General features: G+C 39.2%; 17 protein-coding genes. 12 read left to right on the top strand and 5 right to left on the bottom strand.

Annotated elements, in window-relative coordinates; genetic code table 11:
- Positions 1 to 2: 2 nt before the first annotated feature.
- A complete protein-coding gene (locus AC0VYV_RS03185) occupies positions 3 to 512 on the bottom strand; it encodes an antibiotic biosynthesis monooxygenase family protein (protein WP_430246889.1) in 510 nt (169 codons plus the stop codon).
- Between the two features lie 159 nt (positions 513 to 671).
- Here AC0VYV_RS03185 and AC0VYV_RS03190 point away from each other — a divergent pair, with 159 nt between their 5' ends.
- The 10 genes from AC0VYV_RS03190 (at position 672) to AC0VYV_RS03235 (ending at position 13,900) form a co-directional block, all read left to right on the top strand.
- Complete coding sequence (locus tag AC0VYV_RS03190; RefSeq protein ID WP_475374440.1) at positions 672 to 2,861, top strand: transglycosylase domain-containing protein; 2,190 nt, start codon at positions 672 to 674, stop codon at positions 2,859 to 2,861.
- Positions 2,862 to 3,041: 180 nt separating this feature from the next.
- Positions 3,042 to 4,085, top strand: a complete 1,044-nt coding sequence (gene hemE, locus AC0VYV_RS03195) for a uroporphyrinogen decarboxylase (protein WP_475366522.1) — start codon at positions 3,042 to 3,044, stop codon at positions 4,083 to 4,085.
- A gap of 21 nt (positions 4,086 to 4,106) precedes the next feature.
- Positions 4,107 to 5,060: a ferrochelatase gene (gene hemH / locus AC0VYV_RS03200; protein ID WP_194219984.1), complete on the top strand. Its 954-nt coding sequence runs from the start codon at positions 4,107 to 4,109 to the stop codon at positions 5,058 to 5,060.
- Positions 5,053 to 6,465: a protoporphyrinogen oxidase gene (gene hemY, locus AC0VYV_RS03205; protein ID WP_475374441.1), complete on the top strand. Its 1,413-nt coding sequence runs from the start codon at positions 5,053 to 5,055 to the stop codon at positions 6,463 to 6,465. Before hemH ends, hemY begins: the two co-directional genes overlap by 8 nt.
- A gap of 186 nt (positions 6,466 to 6,651) precedes the next feature.
- Positions 6,652 to 7,902 carry an ATP-binding protein gene (locus AC0VYV_RS03210; RefSeq protein WP_475374442.1) on the top strand — a complete coding sequence of 417 codons (1,251 nt, stop codon included), beginning with the start codon at positions 6,652 to 6,654 and terminating at the stop codon, positions 7,900 to 7,902.
- 10 nt (positions 7,903 to 7,912) lie between these two features.
- A complete protein-coding gene (locus AC0VYV_RS03215) occupies positions 7,913 to 8,488 on the top strand; it encodes a TetR/AcrR family transcriptional regulator (protein WP_194219981.1) in 576 nt (191 codons plus the stop codon).
- Between the two features lie 188 nt (positions 8,489 to 8,676).
- Positions 8,677 to 11,004: a YhgE/Pip family protein gene (locus AC0VYV_RS03220; protein WP_430246884.1), complete on the top strand. Its 2,328-nt coding sequence runs from the start codon at positions 8,677 to 8,679 to the stop codon at positions 11,002 to 11,004.
- 187 nt (positions 11,005 to 11,191) lie between these two features.
- Positions 11,192 to 12,331, top strand: coding sequence for an ABC transporter ATP-binding protein (locus AC0VYV_RS03225; RefSeq protein ID WP_475374443.1), 1,140 nt, complete (start codon positions 11,192 to 11,194; stop codon positions 12,329 to 12,331).
- A complete protein-coding gene (locus AC0VYV_RS03230) occupies positions 12,324 to 12,986 on the top strand; it encodes an ABC transporter permease (RefSeq protein ID WP_475374444.1) in 663 nt (220 codons plus the stop codon). Before AC0VYV_RS03225 ends, AC0VYV_RS03230 begins: the two co-directional genes overlap by 8 nt.
- A 14-nt stretch (positions 12,987 to 13,000) precedes the next feature.
- The gene (locus AC0VYV_RS03235; RefSeq protein ID WP_242057315.1) at positions 13,001 to 13,900 is read left to right on the top strand and encodes a glycine betaine ABC transporter substrate-binding protein; all 900 of its coding nucleotides are present in this window, start codon (positions 13,001 to 13,003) and stop codon (positions 13,898 to 13,900) included.
- A gap of 47 nt (positions 13,901 to 13,947) precedes the next feature.
- Here AC0VYV_RS03235 and AC0VYV_RS03240 read toward each other — a convergent pair whose 3' ends face one another.
- Genes AC0VYV_RS03240 through AC0VYV_RS03250 form a run of 3 tightly spaced genes read right to left on the bottom strand, consistent with a single transcriptional unit; the run spans position 13,948 to position 16,925 of the window.
- Positions 13,948 to 14,871, bottom strand: a complete 924-nt coding sequence (locus tag AC0VYV_RS03240; protein WP_475366528.1) for a glycine betaine ABC transporter substrate-binding protein — start codon at positions 14,869 to 14,871, stop codon at positions 13,948 to 13,950.
- Between the two features lie 11 nt (positions 14,872 to 14,882).
- Positions 14,883 to 15,716 carry a choline ABC transporter permease subunit gene (choW, locus tag AC0VYV_RS03245; protein WP_194220255.1) on the bottom strand — a complete coding sequence of 278 codons (834 nt, stop codon included), beginning with the start codon at positions 15,714 to 15,716 and terminating at the stop codon, positions 14,883 to 14,885.
- Positions 15,717 to 16,925 (bottom strand): quaternary amine ABC transporter ATP-binding protein, encoded by a 1,209-nt coding sequence (locus AC0VYV_RS03250; protein ID WP_475366529.1) that lies wholly within the window; start codon positions 16,923 to 16,925, stop codon positions 15,717 to 15,719. It abuts the gene before it with no gap.
- A 334-nt stretch (positions 16,926 to 17,259) separates the two neighbouring features.
- Between AC0VYV_RS03250 and AC0VYV_RS03255 the strand changes: the two genes are divergently transcribed.
- Positions 17,260 to 17,790, top strand: a complete 531-nt coding sequence (locus AC0VYV_RS03255) for a GbsR/MarR family transcriptional regulator (protein WP_430246878.1) — start codon at positions 17,260 to 17,262, stop codon at positions 17,788 to 17,790.
- An 86-nt stretch (positions 17,791 to 17,876) separates the two neighbouring features.
- On the opposite strand, the gene AC0VYV_RS03260 is transcribed toward AC0VYV_RS03255, so the two are convergent.
- Positions 17,877 to 18,605 (bottom strand): amino acid ABC transporter ATP-binding protein, encoded by a 729-nt coding sequence (locus tag AC0VYV_RS03260; protein ID WP_475366530.1) that lies wholly within the window; start codon positions 18,603 to 18,605, stop codon positions 17,877 to 17,879.
- Positions 18,606 to 18,827: 222 nt separating this feature from the next.
- Between AC0VYV_RS03260 and AC0VYV_RS03265 the strand changes: the two genes are divergently transcribed.
- Positions 18,828 to 20,501, top strand: a complete 1,674-nt coding sequence (locus tag AC0VYV_RS03265; protein ID WP_475366531.1) for an alpha-glucosidase — start codon at positions 18,828 to 18,830, stop codon at positions 20,499 to 20,501.
- Positions 20,502 to 20,639 lie beyond the last annotated feature (138 nt).

Below are 20,639 nucleotides of genomic sequence, written 5' to 3' on the forward strand. Positions count from 1 at the left end.
AATTAAACCGAATCTGTTTTTTCGATTTGATAAGTTTTAAGATATGGCTTTCCTGAAAAGATCGTTTTTGGAAGTCCTTTACTTGTGTTCCGATTTTTGTGCGCTGTTTGATAAGCTTCAGAAGTTTGCCAATTCTTGAAGTCCTTCTCAGTATTCCAAAATGTGGCGACGATATATGGATCGTTATGAACTGGACGTAAAATTCGAATTCCTTGACACCCGGGTTCATTTTCCACTTTCCCAGCGCGGTTTTTAAACCTATCTTCAAATATCGCCCGTTCACTTTCCTCAACAGGTATATGGTTTAAAACAACAAAACCAGGATCAGTTACCTCGCCTTTTTCGTCCATTAATTCGTACTTCTTAGCGTTTTTGAAAAAAGTTTCGGAAGACGTTTCGTGATAAAGTGCAGCACCATCAGAATTAGAAAAAAGCTTTACATTTTCTCCATCATGATCTTCTTTTACCTTTGATAAATAGTCGTAAGTTCCATATGTAACGTAAACGTTCATCTTATTCATCCTTTCAATGAAGTGATCAGGGAGAATTGCCTGATACTTTACCCTTATTTGGCAAAAACTAAACAGAATCGTCATTGTATATAGTACAAATATAACATTATTTCATGTAAGCTTAGCTGTAATTAAGTTAATAAGGGAGTGCCTCATAGAATGAAAAAACTCGGCATAGGCTTAATCGCAACATTAGCTGTATTCCTCATTGGATTATTAGGGTATTTGGGGATATTACTGGCTGGAAACTATGTCATCGACGAAAAAAAGCTTGTGATGAATTCAGCTACCCAACTTGTTGATGAAGAGGGAGAAATTATAACTAAACTTTATTTTGAAAACCGTGAGCCGGTCTCAATAGATGATATTCCAGACCATGTTCAGGAAGCTTTCGTTGCAACAGAAGATAGCCGATTTTACGATCATCATGGTCTTGATGTAAAAGCAATTGGCCGAGCGCTTTATCGTGATATTCTTGCTGGAAAAAAAGTAGAAGGCGGAAGTACGATTACACAGCAATTAGCTAAGAATGTTTTTCTAACTAATGACAAATCTTGGTTGAGGAAAACGAAAGAAGCTGTTATCGCAATTAATTTAGAACGTAATTACAGTAAAAAGAAGATATTAGAAATGTATTTAAACCAGATTTATTTTGGACATGGTGCTTATGGCATACAGTCAGCTTCCATGTTGTTTTTTAATAAACCAGTATCAGAGTTAAGTGTTGAAGAAGGTGCCATGTTAGCTGGGCTTCCGAAAGCACCTTCAAATTATTCACCAATTAATCATCCTGAAGAGAGTAAAGAGCGTAGAGATTTAGTGCTATCTTTAATGGAGAAACAGGATTATTTAACACCAAAAGAAGCGGTTCGACTTCAAGGAAAGACGCTATCTCTTGATGTGGCAGAAGTAACAAAGGAGGCAGCTTTTCTTACGTACATTGATATGACGCTTCAAGAAGCGAAGACTCGATTTAATCTTTCGAATGAAGAAGTATTACGCGGTGGTTATAAAATCGTAGTTCCAATGGATAAAGATTTGCAGAAAGCAGCTTATGACCAATTTCAAAACGGAAAGCTTTTCCCAGGAAGTGATCCTAACAATCCGCCTCAAGGAGCTCTGACAATGATGGATGCAAAGAGTGGTGGAGTAGTAGCGGTTCAGGGAGGTCGTGATTATGTTCAGAAGGGTCTTAATCACGTGACCTCAAAGAGGCAGCCTGGATCTGCATTCAAGCCTATAGCCGTATATGGGCCAGCAATTGAGAAAAAGGAATACAGTCCTTACACATTATTAAAGGACGAAAAGACTGACTACGATGGGTATTCTCCATCTAACTATAATAACCAATACGCTGGTCAGCTCTCTCTTTATGATGCTGTCAGAGTATCTGCTAACGCACCTGCAGTTTGGTTATTAAATGAGATTGGAATTTCATATTCAAAATCTTTTCTTGAAAAAAGTGGCCTTTCAATTGAAGATAATGATTTAAAAATCGCTCTTGGAGGGATTGATAAAGGCGTTTCTCCCTTTGAGATGATGGAAGCCTATCGTCCGTTTGCTCAAGAAGGAAAGCATGTCGAACCCTATTTTATTAGTAGGTTATACAATAATGACGGCAAGGTAGTAGGTGAAGCAAAACAAGAGGAAGAGAAAGTATACTCCAAACAAACGGCGTGGTATATGACAAGAATTCTTGAAGGTGTCGTTAAGAATGGTACCGCCACAAGTGGAGATGCAGATGTTGCTATCGCTGGTAAGACTGGAACAACTTCGTATGAGGGAGTATCGGGTGGTTCGCGTGATGCCTGGTTTGTCGGTTTTACACCAGATTTGGTGGGTGCAGTATGGATGGGGTATGACCGGACAACGGATTCACAGTATCTGACGGGTGGAAGTGAATATCCGGTTCAACTTTTTAAAAAGGTGGTAAATACTTCAATCGATGAGAATAGTACTAAGGAATTTAGTAAGCCTTCAGGATTGAAAGATATGGAAAAACCTATTACCCTTCCAAAAGTGAATGATTTGAAGGCAGATTTTGATTTCCTTTATGGTCTTCCAGCCGTCAAATTGAATTGGACAGCATCCTCTGATGATCGTATTGTTTATCATATCTATGAAATGAAAGATGGGGAGAGAAAAAAGATAGCTGAAGTTGAAGGAAAAGGGGAATATACAAGAAACTCGATCTCATTCTTTGGATCTGTATCTTATCAAGTAGTTCCTTATAATCCGTTAACAGAGCAAGAAGGAGAGGCATCTAATGAAGCTTCCGTCAGTTTGTTCGATAGGTTTAAAGGTAATGAAGAAGAGAAAGAAGATAAAAAGATAGAGGAAAACAGGTAAGTGAGTGAGGATTTTCACTTAAACGCTCGGTTACTTATGGTAAAGTAGACGATGTAAACGGCTTCAAAGTTGGACGATTTTATGACTTTTTTCTTCAATATCTGTACACTGAAGCTTACGATCGCTATAGTATGTAAGGATGTAAAAAAGTACGTTTTGCAATTAGAAAGGTGGACAAGCATGAATAAAGCATCATTTAATGATCAATTTCTTCGGGCATGCCGAGGAGAAGCGACAGATCATACACCTGTCTGGTATATGAGACAAGCAGGTCGATACCAGGCTGAATATAGAAAAATCAGAGAAAAATATTCATTTCATGAAATGAACCTAAACCCAGAAGTAGCGGCTGAAGTGACGCGATTTGCCGTTGAGCAGCTTGGTGTTGATTCAGCGATACTATTTGCAGATATTATGACGCCACTTCCATCTATCGGGGTGGATGTTGAAATTAAATCAGGTGTAGGTCCTGTAATCGATAATCCCATTAAGAGTAGATCTGATATTGATCGACTAGGTGAACTTGATCCTCTGAAAGATATTCCTTATGTAATGGAAACTATTAAGATGCTACGTGAGCAATTGTCTGTTCCATTAATTGGATTTAGCGGAGCGCCGTTTACTGTTGCAAGCTATATGATTGAAGGTGGACCTTCTAAGAATTATCATAAGACTAAAGCATTCATGTATTCTGATCCAGAAGGCTGGTATCAGCTAATGAATAAGCTTGGGGATATGACAATTGCTTATCTTACAGCTCAAGTAAAAGCGGGTGCTCAAGCTATCCAGTTATTTGATTCATGGGTTGGTGCTTTAAATGATATGGATTATCAGACGTATATTGCTCCTGTTATGAATCGGATTTTCTCAGCTTTAAAAGAATTGAATGTCCCACTCTTAATGTTCGGCGTTGGAGCGAGTCACCTCATTCAGGAATGGAACAAGCTGCCTGTTGATGTAATTGGAATAGACTGGAGAATTTCAATTAAGAAAGCGAGAGAAGTTGAGGGGATTAAAAAGCCGCTCATGGGGAATCTCGAGCCTGCACTTCTACTTGCACCGTGGGAAGTTATTGAACAAAGAACAAAAGAAATTCTTGATCAGGGAATGGAGACGCCAGGATTTATCTTTAATCTAGGTCATGGGGTGTTCCCACAAGTTCAAGTTGAGACATTGCAGCGTTTAACGAATTTTGTACACGAATATACGCGTAAGAACAGATAATGGAAATGGGGGAGGTATGGCATGAAGCGAACCATTGGCCTATTAGTTATGGCTTACGGTACACCGCGAAGTGAAGCAGAAATTGAACCATACTACACACATATACGTCGGGGGAAGCGACCTACAGAAGAAATGTTGGAGGATTTGATTGAACGGTATGAAGCGATTGGTGGTATATCTCCCTTATCGGATATAACAACAAAACAGGCTCAGAAGCTAGAGGATCGTATGAATGAAGAATTTGGCGAAGAGGTAGAGTTTAAGAGCTATCTTGGCTTGAAGCATATTGAACCTTTTGTAGAAGATGCCGTTCGGAATATGCAGAAAGATGGGATTGAGGAAGCCGTTAGTCTTGTTCTTGCTCCGCATTACTCTACATTAAGTGTGAAAACCTATAATGAACGAGCGAGAGCTGAAGCAGATAAACGGGGCTTCCCCAATATCTATGCGATTGACCAGTGGTACAACGAGCCTAAGTTCATCCAATATTGGGTGAATCAATTACAATCGTGTTTAAGTCAGATTGATGCTAAGGAAAAAAAGAAAACCATTGTTATATTCTCAGCGCACAGTTTACCTGAGAGAATCTTGCAGAACGGGGATCCTTATCCTGGCCAGCTAGAAGAAACGGCAAAGCATATTGCTGAACGAGCTGGGATCGAACATTATGCTATTGGCTGGCAGAGCGAGGGCAATACGCCAGATCCGTGGATTGGGCCAGATATTCAAGATTTAACTCGAGACTTATTTGAGCAAGAAGGTTACACAGGATTTATTTACTGTCCTGTAGGATTTGTCGCTGATCATCTCGAGGTGCTATATGACAATGATTACGAATGTCAACAGATGACCAATGAGCTTGGTGCAGCCTATCATCGTCCGGAAATGCCCAATGCAACGGATGAATTTATAGAGATATTAGCCACAGTTGTGAAGCATGAACTAATAAAAAAGAAGATGATACAGTATGAGTAAACAAACAAAAAAAATCGTGATTATCGGAGGCGGGATTACTGGTTTAACCGCCGCCTATTACCTTCAAAAAGAGATGAGGAACGAAAATCAATCCTATGAAATCACGTTACTTGAAGGCAAAGATCGTTTAGGTGGAAAGATTCAAACGGATACGACAAATGGCTTTGTGATTGAACGTGGTCCTGACTCCTTTCTTGCTAGAAAGGAAAGCGCAGCACGTCTTGTGAATGAAGTGGGAATGGGAGATCAACTTGTTCCGAATTCCACTGGACAAGCCTTCGTATTAAATAATGACCAGCTCTATCCGATTCCAGGTGGAGCAGTAATGGGAATCCCAACGGAGCTTTCTCCATTTATCTCGACAAAGCTATTTAGCTTAAAAGGGAAAGCTAGAGCAGCAGGAGATTTAGTTCTTCCGAGGAGAGAACAGGGAGAGGGAGATCAGTCACTTGGACTATTCTTTCGAAGAAGACTTGGGAATGAGGTTGTTGAGAATTTAATAGAACCTTTACTGTCAGGTATTTATGCAGGAGATATCGATAAACTCAGCCTTATGTCAACTTTCCCTCAATTCTCAGAAGTGGAAAAAAAGTACCGTAGTTTAATTCTAGGGATGAAGAAGACGACACCACCTTCTCGCCGAAGCACTGGTAAGAAAAAGCCGGCTTTTCTTACGGTCAAATCAGGTTTACAGTCATTTGTTATGGGGATTGAAAGATGTTTAACAGACGTTAACATTAGAAAAAATGTTAAGGTGGATCAATTAAAGCAAAATGAGGTCGATGGATCTTACACGCTTAAGACAACAAACGGCGAGGAGTTATCAGCTGATTCTGTTATCATCACGACCCCGCATCAGCAGGTATATCATATGTTACGAGAACATCAGGAAGTAGCTCCGCTAAAGGAAATGCCTTCCACAACGGTTGCAACAGTTGCAATGGCTTTCCCTGAAGAAGCCATAAAAAAGGCAATGGACGGAACAGGATTTGTTGTATCTAGAAACGCTGATTATACGATTACCGCTTGTACCTGGACACATCGTAAGTGGCAACATTCTGCACCAAAAGGAAAAGTACTTCTTCGTTGTTATGTAGGTCGAGCAGGTAATGATGGAATTGTTGAGAAAAGTGATGAAGAAATCGTTCAGACAGTATTAAACGATCTGAATCAAATTATGGAAATTGAAGGCCACCCTGAGTTTTATCGAATTACGAGATGGAGACAATCTATGCCGCAATATGAGGTTGGCCACCGTAATAGAATTGAAACCGTCATTTCAGGAATTGAAAAGAAAATGCCGGGCGTTTTTCTAGCTGGAGCTTCATACAATGGAGTAGGTCTCCCTGACTGTATTGATCAGGGTGAGGCAGCTGTAGCATCAGTTCAAAATTTCTTCAAATAAAAAGAAGGTTCACCGAATGCGGTGAACCTTTTTTTTATTTCTCTTCTCTATAGAATACTTAATGAAGTGTATTTTGTATAAATTAACAAATGTTATACTGGAACTATTATCTATTTTTGTTAGTGCAGAAGAAATTCTAATGGTAGAATGTATATGGCAACAATTAGTAATAAAGGAGTACGAATCATGTCGGAAATGGCAAGGCCCTTACTTATTAATATTTCAATGCTCTTTTCAGTTTTATTTCTCTGGAATATGGTCATGCCATTTACAAGAGCAAGCTCGATTAACCTGAAAGAGAAAATAATTTATGGAGTGATCAGTTCCTTGATGGCTCTGCTTTGTATGCTCTTTCCGTTAGAAAAATTCGGAGATACAGTATTTGATTTGAGAGTTGTTCCTCTTATTCTTGTAACATTATATGGTGGCAAACTGCCTGGTCTCATTTGCATGATCACCATTTCTGTAACACGAACTTGGATGGGGGGAGAAAATGCTTGGGTTGGAGTACTTATTGCGATTGTTGGGTTTCTCATTGCAATTGGATTTATGAACTACTTTCAAAGATCAATCCGAAAGTGGAAAGGGATTATTTTCACAGGAATTCTATTTATCATTTCGTATATTGCCATCATTCTTATTTTCTTAGAACCGTTAAAAACCTATTTTTATCCGATCTATTTCACGTCATTTGCAATCGCCTATTTCATTATTTTCTATTTAACTGAACGACTTGTATTAATAAATATTCAACTTCAAGAAACAGTTTATCTTGAGAAACTATCAGTTGCGGGAAAAATGGCTGCTGCTATCGCTCATGAAATACGGAATCCGCTTACGACTGTTAAAGGTCTTCTGCAGTTTATTTCAGCTGATACAGCGGACACCAAAGTTCAAAATTATGCCCCATTGATGCTTGAAGAAATCGAGCGGACGAATAAAATCATTACAGATTATTTGATGCTGATCAAACCTTCAAAAAGTGACTGTGAACAAGTAGATCTGAATAAAATTGTCAGAGATACAGTTGCAATAACGGAAGTATTAGCCTCGTATTACGCGGTTAAGATTCAATATGATGAAAAAGGCGAATTTCATATATGGGGTAATCCCCAAGAATTAAAACAATGTTTAATAAACGTTATAAAAAATGCAATTGAATCAATTGAAGGAGAAGGATTGATTCATGTTGCTTTGCAATACGGAACAAAAAGAGGTACGGTAGATATCGTTATTCGTGATAATGGAGCCGGGATGAGCAAGGAAGAGCTTGAAAAGATCGGTCTACCATTTTATACAACAAAATCGAAAGGAACTGGCTTAGGTACAATGATCACGAACCGGCTAATTCGAAATATTGGTGGAAGAGTGAATTACACAAGTATACTAGGCGAAGGAACGACGGTTACAATAACACTACCAATCACAAAGCAATAGGGGGATAATAATGACGTTCGATCGAAGAAAAAGCATTTTAGAAGCAGCAGAAAAATCTTTTTCCATGTTTGGTTATAAAGCAACGACAATGGATCAAGTCGCTAAAATTGCGAATGTAGGAAAAGGAACCATATATACCTTTTTCAAAAATAAAGAAGAACTATTCAATGAAATTGTAAGAGGTATGGTGTTGGAGTTGAAGGGGCTTGCTCAAGATTCCATTCATAGAGAGGAGTCCTTTTTTGTCAATCTCCATCGTGCTCTTTATAGTGTGCTGGAACATCGGAAGGAGCACAAATTAGCTATAAAGCTATCTCAAGAAGTGCGTGAAATTGGAACGCCTGCAGCAATGGACGCCCTTGATCTTGTTGAGAAAGCCATTCTTTCTTTTCTGGAACAAGAAATCGAGAGAGGTATTTCTGATGGTGAAGTGAAGAAGTGTGATCCTTCTCTTACAGCATTTCTTATGTTTAAAATGTATATTGCACTCATTTTTGACTGGGAAAAAACTCATTCTTCATTTACGAAAGAAGAAATTGCAAATCACCTGGAATTTTATATGATGAGCGGGATTAAATTGAAGTAGCAGTATCCAAAGAAAGTGGACTACTGCTATTGCTATTCTAACGAAACGGTGTTATATTACTTTTTGTAGCAAAAAATGACCATAATTAAAAATTGGTCAATCGAGGCTTTTATATAAAAAGAACAATGCTTTTTTTTGGCTTAAAATGACCAATTGAGAAATTTGGTCAAATAGACAGGAGGACAAAAATGAAAAAATCATCTCGGCTATTTCGGTCAGAATGGTCGTCATTGTTAAAAAATAAAAAAATCTTAATTCCCGTTATTGCGGTGTTGTTTATTCCAGTAATGTATAGTGGAATGTTTTTGTGGGCATTCTGGGATCCTTATGAAAATTTAGATCAAATTCCCGTAGCTGTTGTAAATAGTGACAGTGGGGCAGATTTCGAAGGGGAACATCTTGAAATCGGTAATGAATTAGTAGATAAACTGAAAGATGAACCGGAGTTCAAGTGGGATTTCGTAGATGAAGAAGAAGCAAACAAAGGGCTTGAAGATCAAACTTATTATATGAAAATCCAAATTCCCGAGAACTTCTCTCAGAAATCGACAACTGTTCTTGATGAACACCCGGATAAACTAAACCTTGAATATGTTCCCAATGAAAGCTTTAACTTTCTAGCTGGACAGATCGGTGGAACGGCTGTTAGTGAAATTAAATCTCAAATTGCTGAGAACATAACTGAAAATTACAGTGAGCTTGTCTTTGATAAGTTCAGTGAAATAGCTGATGGTTTATCGGAAGCAACAGATGGTGCAGGTGAGCTTGCTGATGGCTCTTCCGAATTGAAAGACGGTACACAGCAGTTGAAAGACAACTTAGCCTCTCTCAATGAAGGGTCAATTGAGTTAACCAACGGCATTAGTAGTGCAGAAAACGGGTCCATTGATCTTGCAAATGGCATTAGTAAGGTAAATAAAGGTACAACCGATTTATTAAACGGTTTAAAAGAAAAACAACCAGAAGTTAGTGAGCTAGCTGATGGAGCTTCAAGAGTAAGTAATGGGCTTGGAGAACTTAGTACTAAAATGGGTGAATTTAAAGTTGGCCAAGAAGAACTTCTATCTGGTGTTAAAGAAAGCCGCGCTGGAACGAAGCAGTTAATGGCTGGATTAGATCAATCTGTTGCAGAATTAGAAAATAGTTCATTACCAGAAGTTGATACAGAAGGATTAAAACAGTCACTAACGAGTGGAGTAACGAATGCAACTGCAGTACCTAAAGAACTGCAAGGCGTAATTGAATCAATTCAAGCAAGTGATCAATATACGGATGAGCAGAAGCAGGCGCTAATTAGCCAGCTTCAACCGATTGCTGAGAAATCTGGTTCAGCGGCGAAGTCAGTTGGAGAAGTAGCAACGACATTTGCTAACGCTTCAGATAAACTTTCAGGTGTATCTTCTAAGATGAATGCTCTATTAGAAGGACAAAGGAAACTTGCTCAAGGTGCTAGTGGTCTTTATGAAGGACAAGGAAAACTAGAAGATGGACTCAGTGATCTTGGTGATGGCATTAATCAAGCAGAGTCTGGAATTGCTCAGCTTCAAGAAGGAGCAATGCGGGTTGCAGATGGTAACGATACTGTAGCGACTGGTTGGAACAGCATGATTGATAATGTTGGCACAATTAACTCAGGAATGAATGGACTATCAAGTGGTTCACAAGAGCTTGTGAGTGGGCTATCAGAACTAGAAGGTGGTTCGTCTGATTTATCATCCGGTGCAGGTCAATTAGCGGATGGATCTAAAGATCTTGACAGCGGGGCACAGAAACTCACAGATGGTACAACAGAGCTTCGTGATAAACTTGGCGAAGCGGCTGAGGAAACTTCTAATACAAATGCTGATGATGAAACGTACAATATGTTTGCTGATCCAGTAAATGTAGATACAGAAGCCGTCTCATCTGTACCAAACTATGGAACAGGTTTTGCGCCATACTTCCTTTCACTTGGTCTATTTGTAGGAGCGCTACTTATGTCCATTGTGTTCCCACTTCGTGATCCGGCTGGAAGCCCACGTACAGCAATTGGATGGTTTATGAGCAAATATGGCATTCTACTATCTGTTGGAGTGATTCAGGCGCTTGTGTCGGATGCGCTTCTATTATACGGATTGCAAATAGAAGTACAGAGTATTCCATTATTCCTACTCTTCTCTATTGTATCCAGTCTCGCTTATATGGCGTTGATTCAGTTCTTTGTAACAACGTTAGGAGATCCAGGGCGATTTGTAGCGATCATTGTTTTGATTTTACAATTAACAACAAGTGCAGGAACATTCCCGCTTGAGTTAATTCCAGAAGGACTACAAATCTTTAACACATGGTTGCCAATGACGTATACAGTTTCTGGTTTGAAAGCCGTCATTTCAAGTGGTGATTTTGACTTCATGTGGCAAAATGTATATGTTCTCTTAGGATTTATTGCGATCTTTGCTATTGGAACCATTACCTTCTTCTTTGTAGAATTGAAAAAGCGTAAAAAGCATGGCTTGGAACCAGCTATGAATGAATAATGAAACAAGGAGGCCGTCTCTATCATTTGATAGAGACGGCCTCTTTTCTTTTGATAAATGAATGGAAAAACGATACAGTAATAGTAAGAAAGTTGTGATGAAGCGCAATTGAGGGTTTCATATTAGGTTATGGAAGGGTAAGTATTATGAAGTTATGGATTTTTCGGGAGGCAGGAGAGGCGATAGAATGATTACTTTCGAGCATATTAGTAAGAAATTTGCTGATGGTACTGAAGCACTAAAGGATATTAATTTACATATTGAAAAGGGCGAGTTATTAACGCTCATTGGGCCAAGCGGCTGTGGAAAAACGACTACTATGAAGATGATTAATCGATTAATAGAGCCAAGTGGTGGACAAATTTATATTGATGGAAAACCAATATCGGATCAGGACCCGGTTGAACTAAGAAGAAGCATTGGATATGTCATTCAACAAATTGGACTTTTGCCACATATGACTATTGCTGAAAATATTGCCTTAATTCCCAAACTGAAAAAATGGGACAAAGATAAAATAGATAAGCGCGTCGATGAAATGCTTAATCTTGTAGGGTTAGAACCTTCTATTTTTCGGTCTCGCTATCCACTAGAATTGAGTGGCGGTCAACAGCAAAGAGTTGGTGTCATTCGTGCACTTGCAGCAGAACCACCAATTATTTTGATGGACGAGCCATTTAGCGCATTAGATCCTATTAGTCGAGAACAGCTTCAGGACGAGCTTGTAAAGCTACAGAAAGAAATTCAGAAAACAATTGTTTTCGTTACGCACGACATGGATGAAGCTATGAAAATCGCCGATCGTATTGCCATTATGAAAGATGGCGAAATACTTCAGCTAGATACGCCGGATCGCTTGCTACGCCACCCTAAGAATGAATTTGTCCGCAATTTCATAGGTGATGAACGAATGGCTAAAGGGCAAGCTCCAACAGCTGTCGATTTAATGATTAGAAAAGTAGCAACTGTGAAAGAAAGTAGAGGTCTTGCAGAAGCGTTCCGTCTAATGAAATCAGAGCGAGTCGATAGCCTGGTTGTAACAGGGCCAGAGCAGGAATATATCGGTGTCGTTACGCTAGAACATGTCCAAAACCATTATGGTGATGATAGGAAACGAATTGTGGATGTGATTGAAGTGATCGAGTCCATTAATGAGAGCACGCTCTACCCTGAAATAGCAAAACGATTTGCTGAAAATCAGCCGATCAGTATCCCTGTAGTTGAAGATAATAAGCTTACAGGATTAGTTACAAGAAGTAGTATGATGAGAGGGTTAGCAGGACTTGAGCAATATGATCAAAGAGAGGAGGGAAGCCTGAATGAATGACGAGAATTTTTTCATTCTATTTATTGAGACGATGCAGAATCGTTGGGATGATATACTAGTAGCACTTCAGGAGCACCTTTTCCTTTCGTTCATCTCTATTGTGATTGCGATATTAATATCTGTTCCACTTGGTATTTTTATTTCACGGAGAAAGAAGCTAGCGGAGCCATTCATTGCGGTTGCAGCTATCTTTCAAACAGTACCAAGTTTAGCCCTGTTCGGGTTTCTTATTCCATTTCTAGGGATTGGAAACATAACTGCTATTATTGCTTTAACGGTTTACGCGCTTCTTCCAATCCTCAGAAATACGTACACTGGCATCACTTCCGTAGATCATTCTTCTATTGAAGCTGGAAGAGGGATGGGTATGACGAATATGCAAATTTTGATGAAGATTGAAGTGCCTCTTTCTCTACCGGTTATAATGGCTGGTGTCAGAACAGCTACTGTCCTAACAATCGGAGTTGCCACTCTCGCTACTTTTGTAGGTGCAGGAGGACTTGGCGATATTATATATCGTGGTCTTACCTCGAATAAAGATGAGCTCGTATTAGCTGGTGCACTTCCTGCAACTATTCTGGCTCTTGGGTTTGATTTAATTCTAAAATTATTAGAAAATGCGGCAACTCCTAAAGGAGTTAAAGCAAAAAAATAAAGGGAGAGATTCGTTTGAAGAGAATTACCTTACTTTTACTAGGAGTTGTCATGGTTCTTGCTGCATGTGGAGGAGATAGCGGAAGTGAAGAAAGTGATCCGATCGTTATTTCCGGTAAGCCCTGGACTGAGCAATATATCTTACCACACCTTCTTGCGGAGTACATAAAGGCTAACAGTGATTATGAAGTAGAGGTTGATGCAGGTGTTGGTGAAGTAAATATTCTACAACAGGCGCTTATCGATGGTGATATTGACATGTACGTGGAATATACAGGTACAGGTCTTGAAGCGGTACTTAAGGAAAGTGCTGAATCAGATGAGTCAGCTGATGAGATTTTTAAACGCGTGAAAAAAGGATACAAAGATGAATATAATCTTGTTTGGCTTGAACCACTTGGATTTGAGAATGGCTACACGCTTGCTATGACTCAAGACACAAATAAAGAGGTAAATGCAAAAACGTTCTCGGACATTATCCCAGCTTCAGATGATATGGTATTTGGTGGACCACACACGTTCTACGAAAGAGAAGATGGTTACGATGCCCTAGTAGAAGCTTATGGTTTTAATTTCAAAGACGAAGTGAGTCTTGATCCGAATATCATGTACGATGCTTTAAATGAAGGTGAAGTCGATGTGATTCCTGCCTTTACAACTGATGGACGAATTGCTCGTTTTGATCTTGCAACAACTGAAGACGATAAGCAATTCTTCCCACCATATTATGCTGCGCCAATTGTTCGACAGGAAGTTCTTGATTCACATCCTGATCTTGAGAAGGTTGTGAACGAATTTGCTGGAAGTATTTCAGAAGAAGAAATGTCTGAAATGAATGCAAAAGTGGATATGGATGGAGAAGAGCCTGAGGATGTTGCAATGGAATTCTTGAAAGAAAAAGGATTGATTGATTAATAAAAAAAGCGAGATGAGGAATTCCTCATCTCGCTTTTTCATTTATGTTATTCAGCTGGTTTTAAATCTTCAATCGATTCAGCTTCAACGTATGATGGAACAACAAGTCCTGTTTTCGCACCTTCAAGGTTTACTCCAAGACGGTCCATGTTGTCACCATATTCATCTAGAAGGTCAGCGTGTGTAATTGGAAGCCATCCAGCTACCATTGCGTCAGCATCACCTTCAGAAACAGCGATGAACATAGAAGCTGCATCAAGTTGAGTTAATTTAACCTCATAGCCTACGCTCTCAAGAACTTTAGCTACTACGTTCGTACTTGCGATTTCAGAATCCCATGCTACATATGCAAGTGAGATTTCTTCACCGTCTACTTCATCAGCACCTTTAGTCCATTCTTCTACCATGTCGGAATGTTCGTCTACCCAGTTTTGTGCTGCTTCTTCAGGCTTAGCACCTTCCTGTACTTCGACCATAACATCGCCCATGTCTTCTGGAGTCCAGTTGAACTGATCAAGAATTGTATGAGCAGAAGGCTGATCTTCTTTTAACCCCATACGTGCAAAAGTTTCGATGTTTTCTTCTTCTCCATAAAGACCTTGTGGATCTTCAAGGTATTTAAGGTCGTATTTCGCGAACATCCAATGTGGTGTCCAACCAGTAACGATAATCGGTTCTTCATCATCAATTGCTTTACCAAGTTCTGCAGCCATAGCAGCTGAAGAGGACTCGATTAATTCCCAACCCTTAAGGCTATCGTACTCTTCAAGTGCAGATGTCGTAGCTTTCATAATACCAGCGCCTGGTTCAATTCCTACGATTTCGTAATCTACTGCTTCTCCAACGTTAGTACCGCCTTCGCTGGAACCTTCACTGCTATCTCCGCCATTGTTACCGCCACAAGCAGCAAGAATCAATGTGAGTGACAAAAATAGTGCAAGTCCTGTTAACCCTTTTTTAAAGTTAAACATGTAATTCCCCCTTAATTTTTTGTTTTACCTATATTTTGAGAAATCCGGTCAAGCATAATCGCTAGAATAACAATTGCAAGACCAGCTTCAAAACCAATACCAACTTTGATCTGCGTTACAGCACGATATACGTCTGCTCCGAGACCTGGTGCACCTACTAGAGATGCAATAACGACCATTGATAGTGAAAGCATGATGCTTTGGTTAATTCCTGCCATGATCGTTGGAGTAGCAAGTGGGAGTTGTATTTTAAACAACTTTTGTTTTGTTGTAGATCCAAATGCATTAGATGCTTCGATTAAATCTTCAGGCACCTGACGAATGCCGAGATTCGTAAGACGAATCGTAGGAGGCATTGCAAAGATAACAGAAGCTATGATTCCGGGTACCATACCAATCCCAAAGAATAGAATAGCTGGGATGAGATATACGAATGCAGGCATTGTCTGCATGAAATCCAATATCGGTGTGATAATTCCTCTTACACGGTCACTTTGTGATGCCCAGATCCCAAGTGGTACACCGAGAATAATCGATATGATGACCGAAGTTAAAACAAGTGCTAGCGTTTGAATAGTTGGGTCCCAATAACCGAGATTATCGATTAACAGAAGTCCAAGTAACGTGAATACAGCTATTGGCCAGCGACTAGACCACCATGCCAGAATCGTAAAGATTGCAATGAGAACAAGAGCTGGCGGGAAACCTAGTATGGAAACGATCCCTTCTACGAACCAATCAATCCCAGATGTAATACTATCGAAAACTGGTTCAAGGTTATCGGTTAACGTATCAACAATACTATCAACCCAGTCAGCTAGTGGTATTTTAGGAAAAAGTTGCATTTAGTTCACCTCGCCTTTCGTGGATTCAGTTTCGTGGCCTGCGAGTGCCCCGATAACTGCTCCTCTTACAATGATGCCTTGAAATTTATCGGCTTCATCGACAACGGGGAGAGGAAGGGATGAGTCTGCCATTTTCACAAACATATCCGTTAGTAAAGTCTCTGGTGATACAGTAGGAAGGTCTGTAATCAAAATGTCATTTATATCTTTCTTTTCCTCAATAGCTTTTGCCGTAGCATCTGCTGTAATAGCGCCTAACAGCTTTTTCTTTTTATCAACAATATAAATACTGGATAATTTTTGTTCTCTCATAAGCTCCAGCGCAACACGTGGCCCACGATCAGCTCGTAGCGTTTCAGCACGTTTCATTACGTGTGAAGCTGTTAACACTTTTGAAAGATCCACATCTTCAACGAATCGTTCAACGTAGTCATTTGCAGGATTTGTCATGATTTCTTCTGGAGAACCAATTTGAACGATAGAACCGTCTTTCATTAATGCAATGCGATCTCCAATGCGAAGTGCTTCATCGAGGTCATGTGTAATAAAGACGATCGTTTTTTCCATTGATTCTTGAAGTTCAAGGAGCTCATCTTGCATGTCTTTACGAATAAGCGGATCTAGTGCACTAAATGCTTCATCCATTAATAGTACATCTGGATCGTTCGCAAGAGCACGAGCAAGACCAACACGCTGCTGCATACCACCACTTAATTCAGAAGGAAAACTATTTTCATATCCTTTCAAACCAACAAGTTCAAGTGATTCTTGCGCTTTTTTTGCTCGGTTTTCTTTGCCAATACTTTGTACCTCTAGTCCATATTCCGTGTTTTCAAGAACAGTACGATGTGGAAAAAGAGCAAAGCGTTGGAATACCATACTAAGCTTCTTTCTTCTCACTTCACGAAGCTGTTCAGGTTTCATCCTGACGATATCTTCATCATCAATGAGAACCTGACCTGAAGTTGGTTCAATTAATCGATTGAGTAGACGAACAAGCGTAGATTTACCACTACCTGATAGCCCCATGATGACAAAGATTTCACCGGGATATACATCGAAGCTTGCTCGATTTACACCCACAGTATTTCCAGTTTCTTTAAGTATTTCACTTTTTGATTTGCCCTGATCTAATAGCTTTATAGCTTGTTTGGGCGATTTGCCAAATACTTTTGTTACGTCTTTTACAGTAATTTTGGCTTTTTCCATAGTTTCACCTCTGCCTTTATTAATAAATTTCAACGGTTAAAGTTACAAAAATCACTGAAATATGTCGAAATTTACGATAATCAGTCATTTACTAGTCTTTTTTTACCGACCTATTAAGTATAGAGCGTAGGTACTTAATACTACAAACGTCGTGAGAGCTCAAAATCAGTTAATTCAGTACATACAGAAAAAACTGTACAAACTAAACAGGTAAATGCTTAAGTATCGTCAAGGATGCTAGTATATGCTACACGGTTCACATGTAAACTTTACAATCAACGAGGTTAACACTAAACTATGAAATGACAAACGATTGGAAAAGTAGGTGCATAGTTTGCGAGATAATAGAGTAGAGAATGCGAGAGAACGTGTTATTGAATCCATCTCTAAAAATATGGATATATATAGCGTCACGCCTTCTGTGGGGCGACTATACGGAGCAATGTTCTTTGAGAAAGAGCCAATGACTCTTGATGAAATGAAGGATAAACTTCAAATGAGTAAGACAAGTATGTCTACCGGAGTAAGAACTTTAATCGACTTAAATATGGTTGATAAGGTATGGAGAAAGGGCGAGCGTAAAGATCTTTACGAGGTGAAGTCAGATTGGTATCAAACCTTTACAGATTTCTTTTGTATTCACTGGCGTAAAGGAATTGAAATGAATAGAGATGCTTGTAGAGAATCCATTTCTGAACTTATGGACGTACTGGAGAATGATATTTCTAACGAAGAAAAAATGACGGCAGAAGCAGATTTAGATAAAATGTCTTATGCGTTGGGATACTATGAGTGGTTGAATAAGGTAGTGGATTTATTTGAATCTAGAAAGATATTTGATGTTATTGATAATGAAGAAGAGTAGAGGGAATTAGCAAGATATTGCTTCATGAAAATTTTGAATACGTTCTACATAATAACAAAACGTGCAGGTTTTCCCTGCACGTTTTGTTATAGGATTTTACTTAAGAAAGCTTTCGTCCGTTCGTTTTGAGGATTTGAGAACAGTTCATTTGGAACATTTTCTTCAACGATATATCCCCCGTCCATGAAAATCACACGATCGCCTACTTCACGAGCAAACCCCATTTCATGTGTGACAACAACCATCGTCATACCTTCTTTGGCAAGGTCTTTCATGACTTCTAGAACTTCACCAATCATTTCAGGGTCAAGTGCAGAGGTTGGTTCATCGAAAAGCATAACTTTTGGCTCCATAGCAAGAGCCCTTGCTATAGCGACACGCTGCTTTTGCCCCCCTGATAGTTCCCCTGGATAATTATTGGCTTTATCTTCAAGGCCAACTTTTGCGAGAAGCTCCTTCGCCTTTTGGGCTGAGTTTTGTTTGTTATCCCCTTTGACTTTAATTGGGGCTAATGTCACATTTTCAAGTACGGTTTTATGAGGGAAAAGGTTAAAATGTTGAAAAACCATTCCAACATCCTGTCGAACTTTGTTGATATTCGTCTTAGGGTCAGCTATGTTGTGGCCGTTTACGATCACACTACCACCAGTTATTTCTTCTAATTTATTTAAACACCGAAGAAAGGTACTTTTACCTGAGCCAGAAGGACCAACGACGCATACAACCTCTTTTTCTTTTACGTCTGTATTAATATTCTTAAGTACTTCTAAATCTCCGAACGATTTCTTTAGATCTTTTACTTGGATGATGCTCATTGTTGCTCCTATCTCCTCTCGTTCTACATTCTTCCTTCGTTTGGAAGGGTTTGCCGATAAATTCTATTATACCAATCCTTGATTCATTTATAAAAGAACTTGTCCTTATTGAGGGGAAACTAGGGATTGTTAGCTGTTGTACTATAATCAGCATTCTTTTATAATAGTTAGTGAAAACGTTTGCGCAAATTAAGAAATTATCTTTTTCTAGGAGGATGCAGCATGGCACAGCAGTGGTGGAAGGAAAGCGTCGTTTATCAAATATATCCTCGAAGTTTTAATGATAGCAACGGTGATGGCATTGGAGATATTAAGGGAATTACGGAAAAGCTCGATTATTTAAAAGAGTTAGGAATAGATGTCGTTTGGCTCTCACCAGTGTATCAGTCACCGAATGATGATAATGGATATGATATAAGTGATTATCGAAACATTATGGATGAGTTCGGTACGATAGAAGATTGGAATGAGATGTTAGAAGAGATGCACAATAGAGGGATTCGTCTAGTTATGGATCTCGTTGTTAATCATTCTTCTGATGAGCACAAATGGTTTTCTGAAGCGAGGAAATCGAAGGATAATCCATATCGTGATTACTATATATGGCGAGAAGGAAAAGGGGATCAGCCTCCTAACAATTGGGGCTCCTTTTTCGGTGGGTCTGCATGGCAGTACGATGAGGAGAGTCAGGAATATTTTCTTCATCTATTTTCAAAAAAGCAGCCTGATTTAAATTGGGAAAATGAAAAATTGAGAGAAGAAGTCTATGATCTGATGAAATTCTGGCTAGATAAAGGGGTGGATGGATTCAGAATGGATGTCATTAATTTGATTTCCAAAACCCCTGGTTTACCAGATGCCGAAGTAACAGCAGATTCTCCTTATCAATGGGGAGGAGAGCATTTTGTAAATGGACCTAAATTTATTGATTATATGAATGAAATGAATGAAAAGGTTCTGAAGAAATTCAATGCTATGACTGTTGGTGAAATGCCAATGGCGACACCTGAGGATGGAAAAAGGTACACAAATGAAGACACCGGTATTGTAAACATGCTCTTTCAATTCGAACATATGGATGTGACGAGTGGACCTGGTGGGAAGTGGGATCAGCAGCCATGGAAACTCACTGATTTAAAGCGGATTATTTCAAAATGGCAAACTGAGCTACACGGAAATGGGTGGAACAGTCTTTACATGGAGAATCACGATCAACCTCGCTCAGTTTCCGTATTCGGTGATGACCAGGAATATCGAGTAACATCAGCAAAAATGCTTGCAGCCTGGCTTCATTTTCTTCAAGGTACGCCTTATATTTATCAAGGTCAGGAGCTTGGTATGACGAATGTCTACTTCAATTCAATTGAAGAATATGAAGATATAGAAACGCTTAATATGTATACAGAAGAAGTTATTGAAAAAGGAGAAACACCAGAGAAAGTTTTAGAGGCGATCCATAAAAAAGGTCGTGATAATGCGCGAACCCCTATGCAGTGGACTGAAGAGGAGAACGCTGGATTTACGACGGGTAATCCGTGGCTAAAAGTAAACGACAATTATCATGAGGTTAATGCGAGAAAGGCTTTAAGTAATGAAGATTCTACTTTTTACTTTTATAAGAATTTGATTCGACTTCGAAAAGAACTTCCAGTCATGATCCATGGTGATTATCAGCTGCATTTAGAAGAAGATGAGAATTTGTACGTGTATACAAGAAGCTATAATGGTAGAAGCTTACTTCTTGCAGCAAACTTCTCAAAAGAAACATGTGAGATGAAGCTGCCTCACACCCTAAGTGGTGGAGAGTTACTGGTTCATAATTACGAGGAAGTAAGTCATCTCTTGCAGAATGAATCGATTATGAGACCGTATGAAGTGAAAGCATATTTACTATAGGAAGAAACGTGGGCATTCGCTCACGTATTCTTTTGTACAAGCTATCATAGGCTTATTTAGTTATCATTTTATTGGTTTTAAAAGGATTGAATTCTCTGTTTCGAGGGAAGCTAATTTTGGGAAAAAGAATTTACATGA

The sequence above is a fragment of the Anaerobacillus sp. QJM3NY_17 genome, assembly GCF_056173665.1.

Coding starts and splice junctions, on each gene's coding strand:
- AC0VYV_RS03225 (WP_475374443.1), top strand. CDS start 11,192: ATGATTACTTTCGAGCATATTAGTAAGAAATTTGCTGATGGTACTGAA.
- AC0VYV_RS03190 (WP_475374440.1), top strand. CDS start 672: ATGAAAAAACTCGGCATAGGCTTAATCGCAACATTAGCTGTATTCCTC.
- AC0VYV_RS03240 (WP_475366528.1), bottom strand. CDS start 14,871: ATGTTTAACTTTAAAAAAGGGTTAACAGGACTTGCACTATTTTTGTCA.
- choW (WP_194220255.1), bottom strand. CDS start 15,716: ATGCAACTTTTTCCTAAAATACCACTAGCTGACTGGGTTGATAGTATT.
- AC0VYV_RS03185 (WP_430246889.1), bottom strand. CDS start 512: ATGAACGTTTACGTTACATATGGAACTTACGACTATTTATCAAAGGTA.
- AC0VYV_RS03250 (WP_475366529.1), bottom strand. CDS start 16,925: ATGGAAAAAGCCAAAATTACTGTAAAAGACGTAACAAAAGTATTTGGC.
- hemY (WP_475374441.1), top strand. CDS start 5,053: ATGAGTAAACAAACAAAAAAAATCGTGATTATCGGAGGCGGGATTACT.
- AC0VYV_RS03215 (WP_194219981.1), top strand. CDS start 7,913: ATGACGTTCGATCGAAGAAAAAGCATTTTAGAAGCAGCAGAAAAATCT.
- AC0VYV_RS03210 (WP_475374442.1), top strand. CDS start 6,652: ATGTCGGAAATGGCAAGGCCCTTACTTATTAATATTTCAATGCTCTTT.
- hemE (WP_475366522.1), top strand. CDS start 3,042: ATGAATAAAGCATCATTTAATGATCAATTTCTTCGGGCATGCCGAGGA.
- AC0VYV_RS03220 (WP_430246884.1), top strand. CDS start 8,677: ATGAAAAAATCATCTCGGCTATTTCGGTCAGAATGGTCGTCATTGTTA.
- hemH (WP_194219984.1), top strand. CDS start 4,107: ATGAAGCGAACCATTGGCCTATTAGTTATGGCTTACGGTACACCGCGA.
- AC0VYV_RS03230 (WP_475374444.1), top strand. CDS start 12,324: ATGAATGACGAGAATTTTTTCATTCTATTTATTGAGACGATGCAGAAT.
- AC0VYV_RS03260 (WP_475366530.1), bottom strand. CDS start 18,605: ATGAGCATCATCCAAGTAAAAGATCTAAAGAAATCGTTCGGAGATTTA.
- AC0VYV_RS03265 (WP_475366531.1), top strand. CDS start 18,828: ATGGCACAGCAGTGGTGGAAGGAAAGCGTCGTTTATCAAATATATCCT.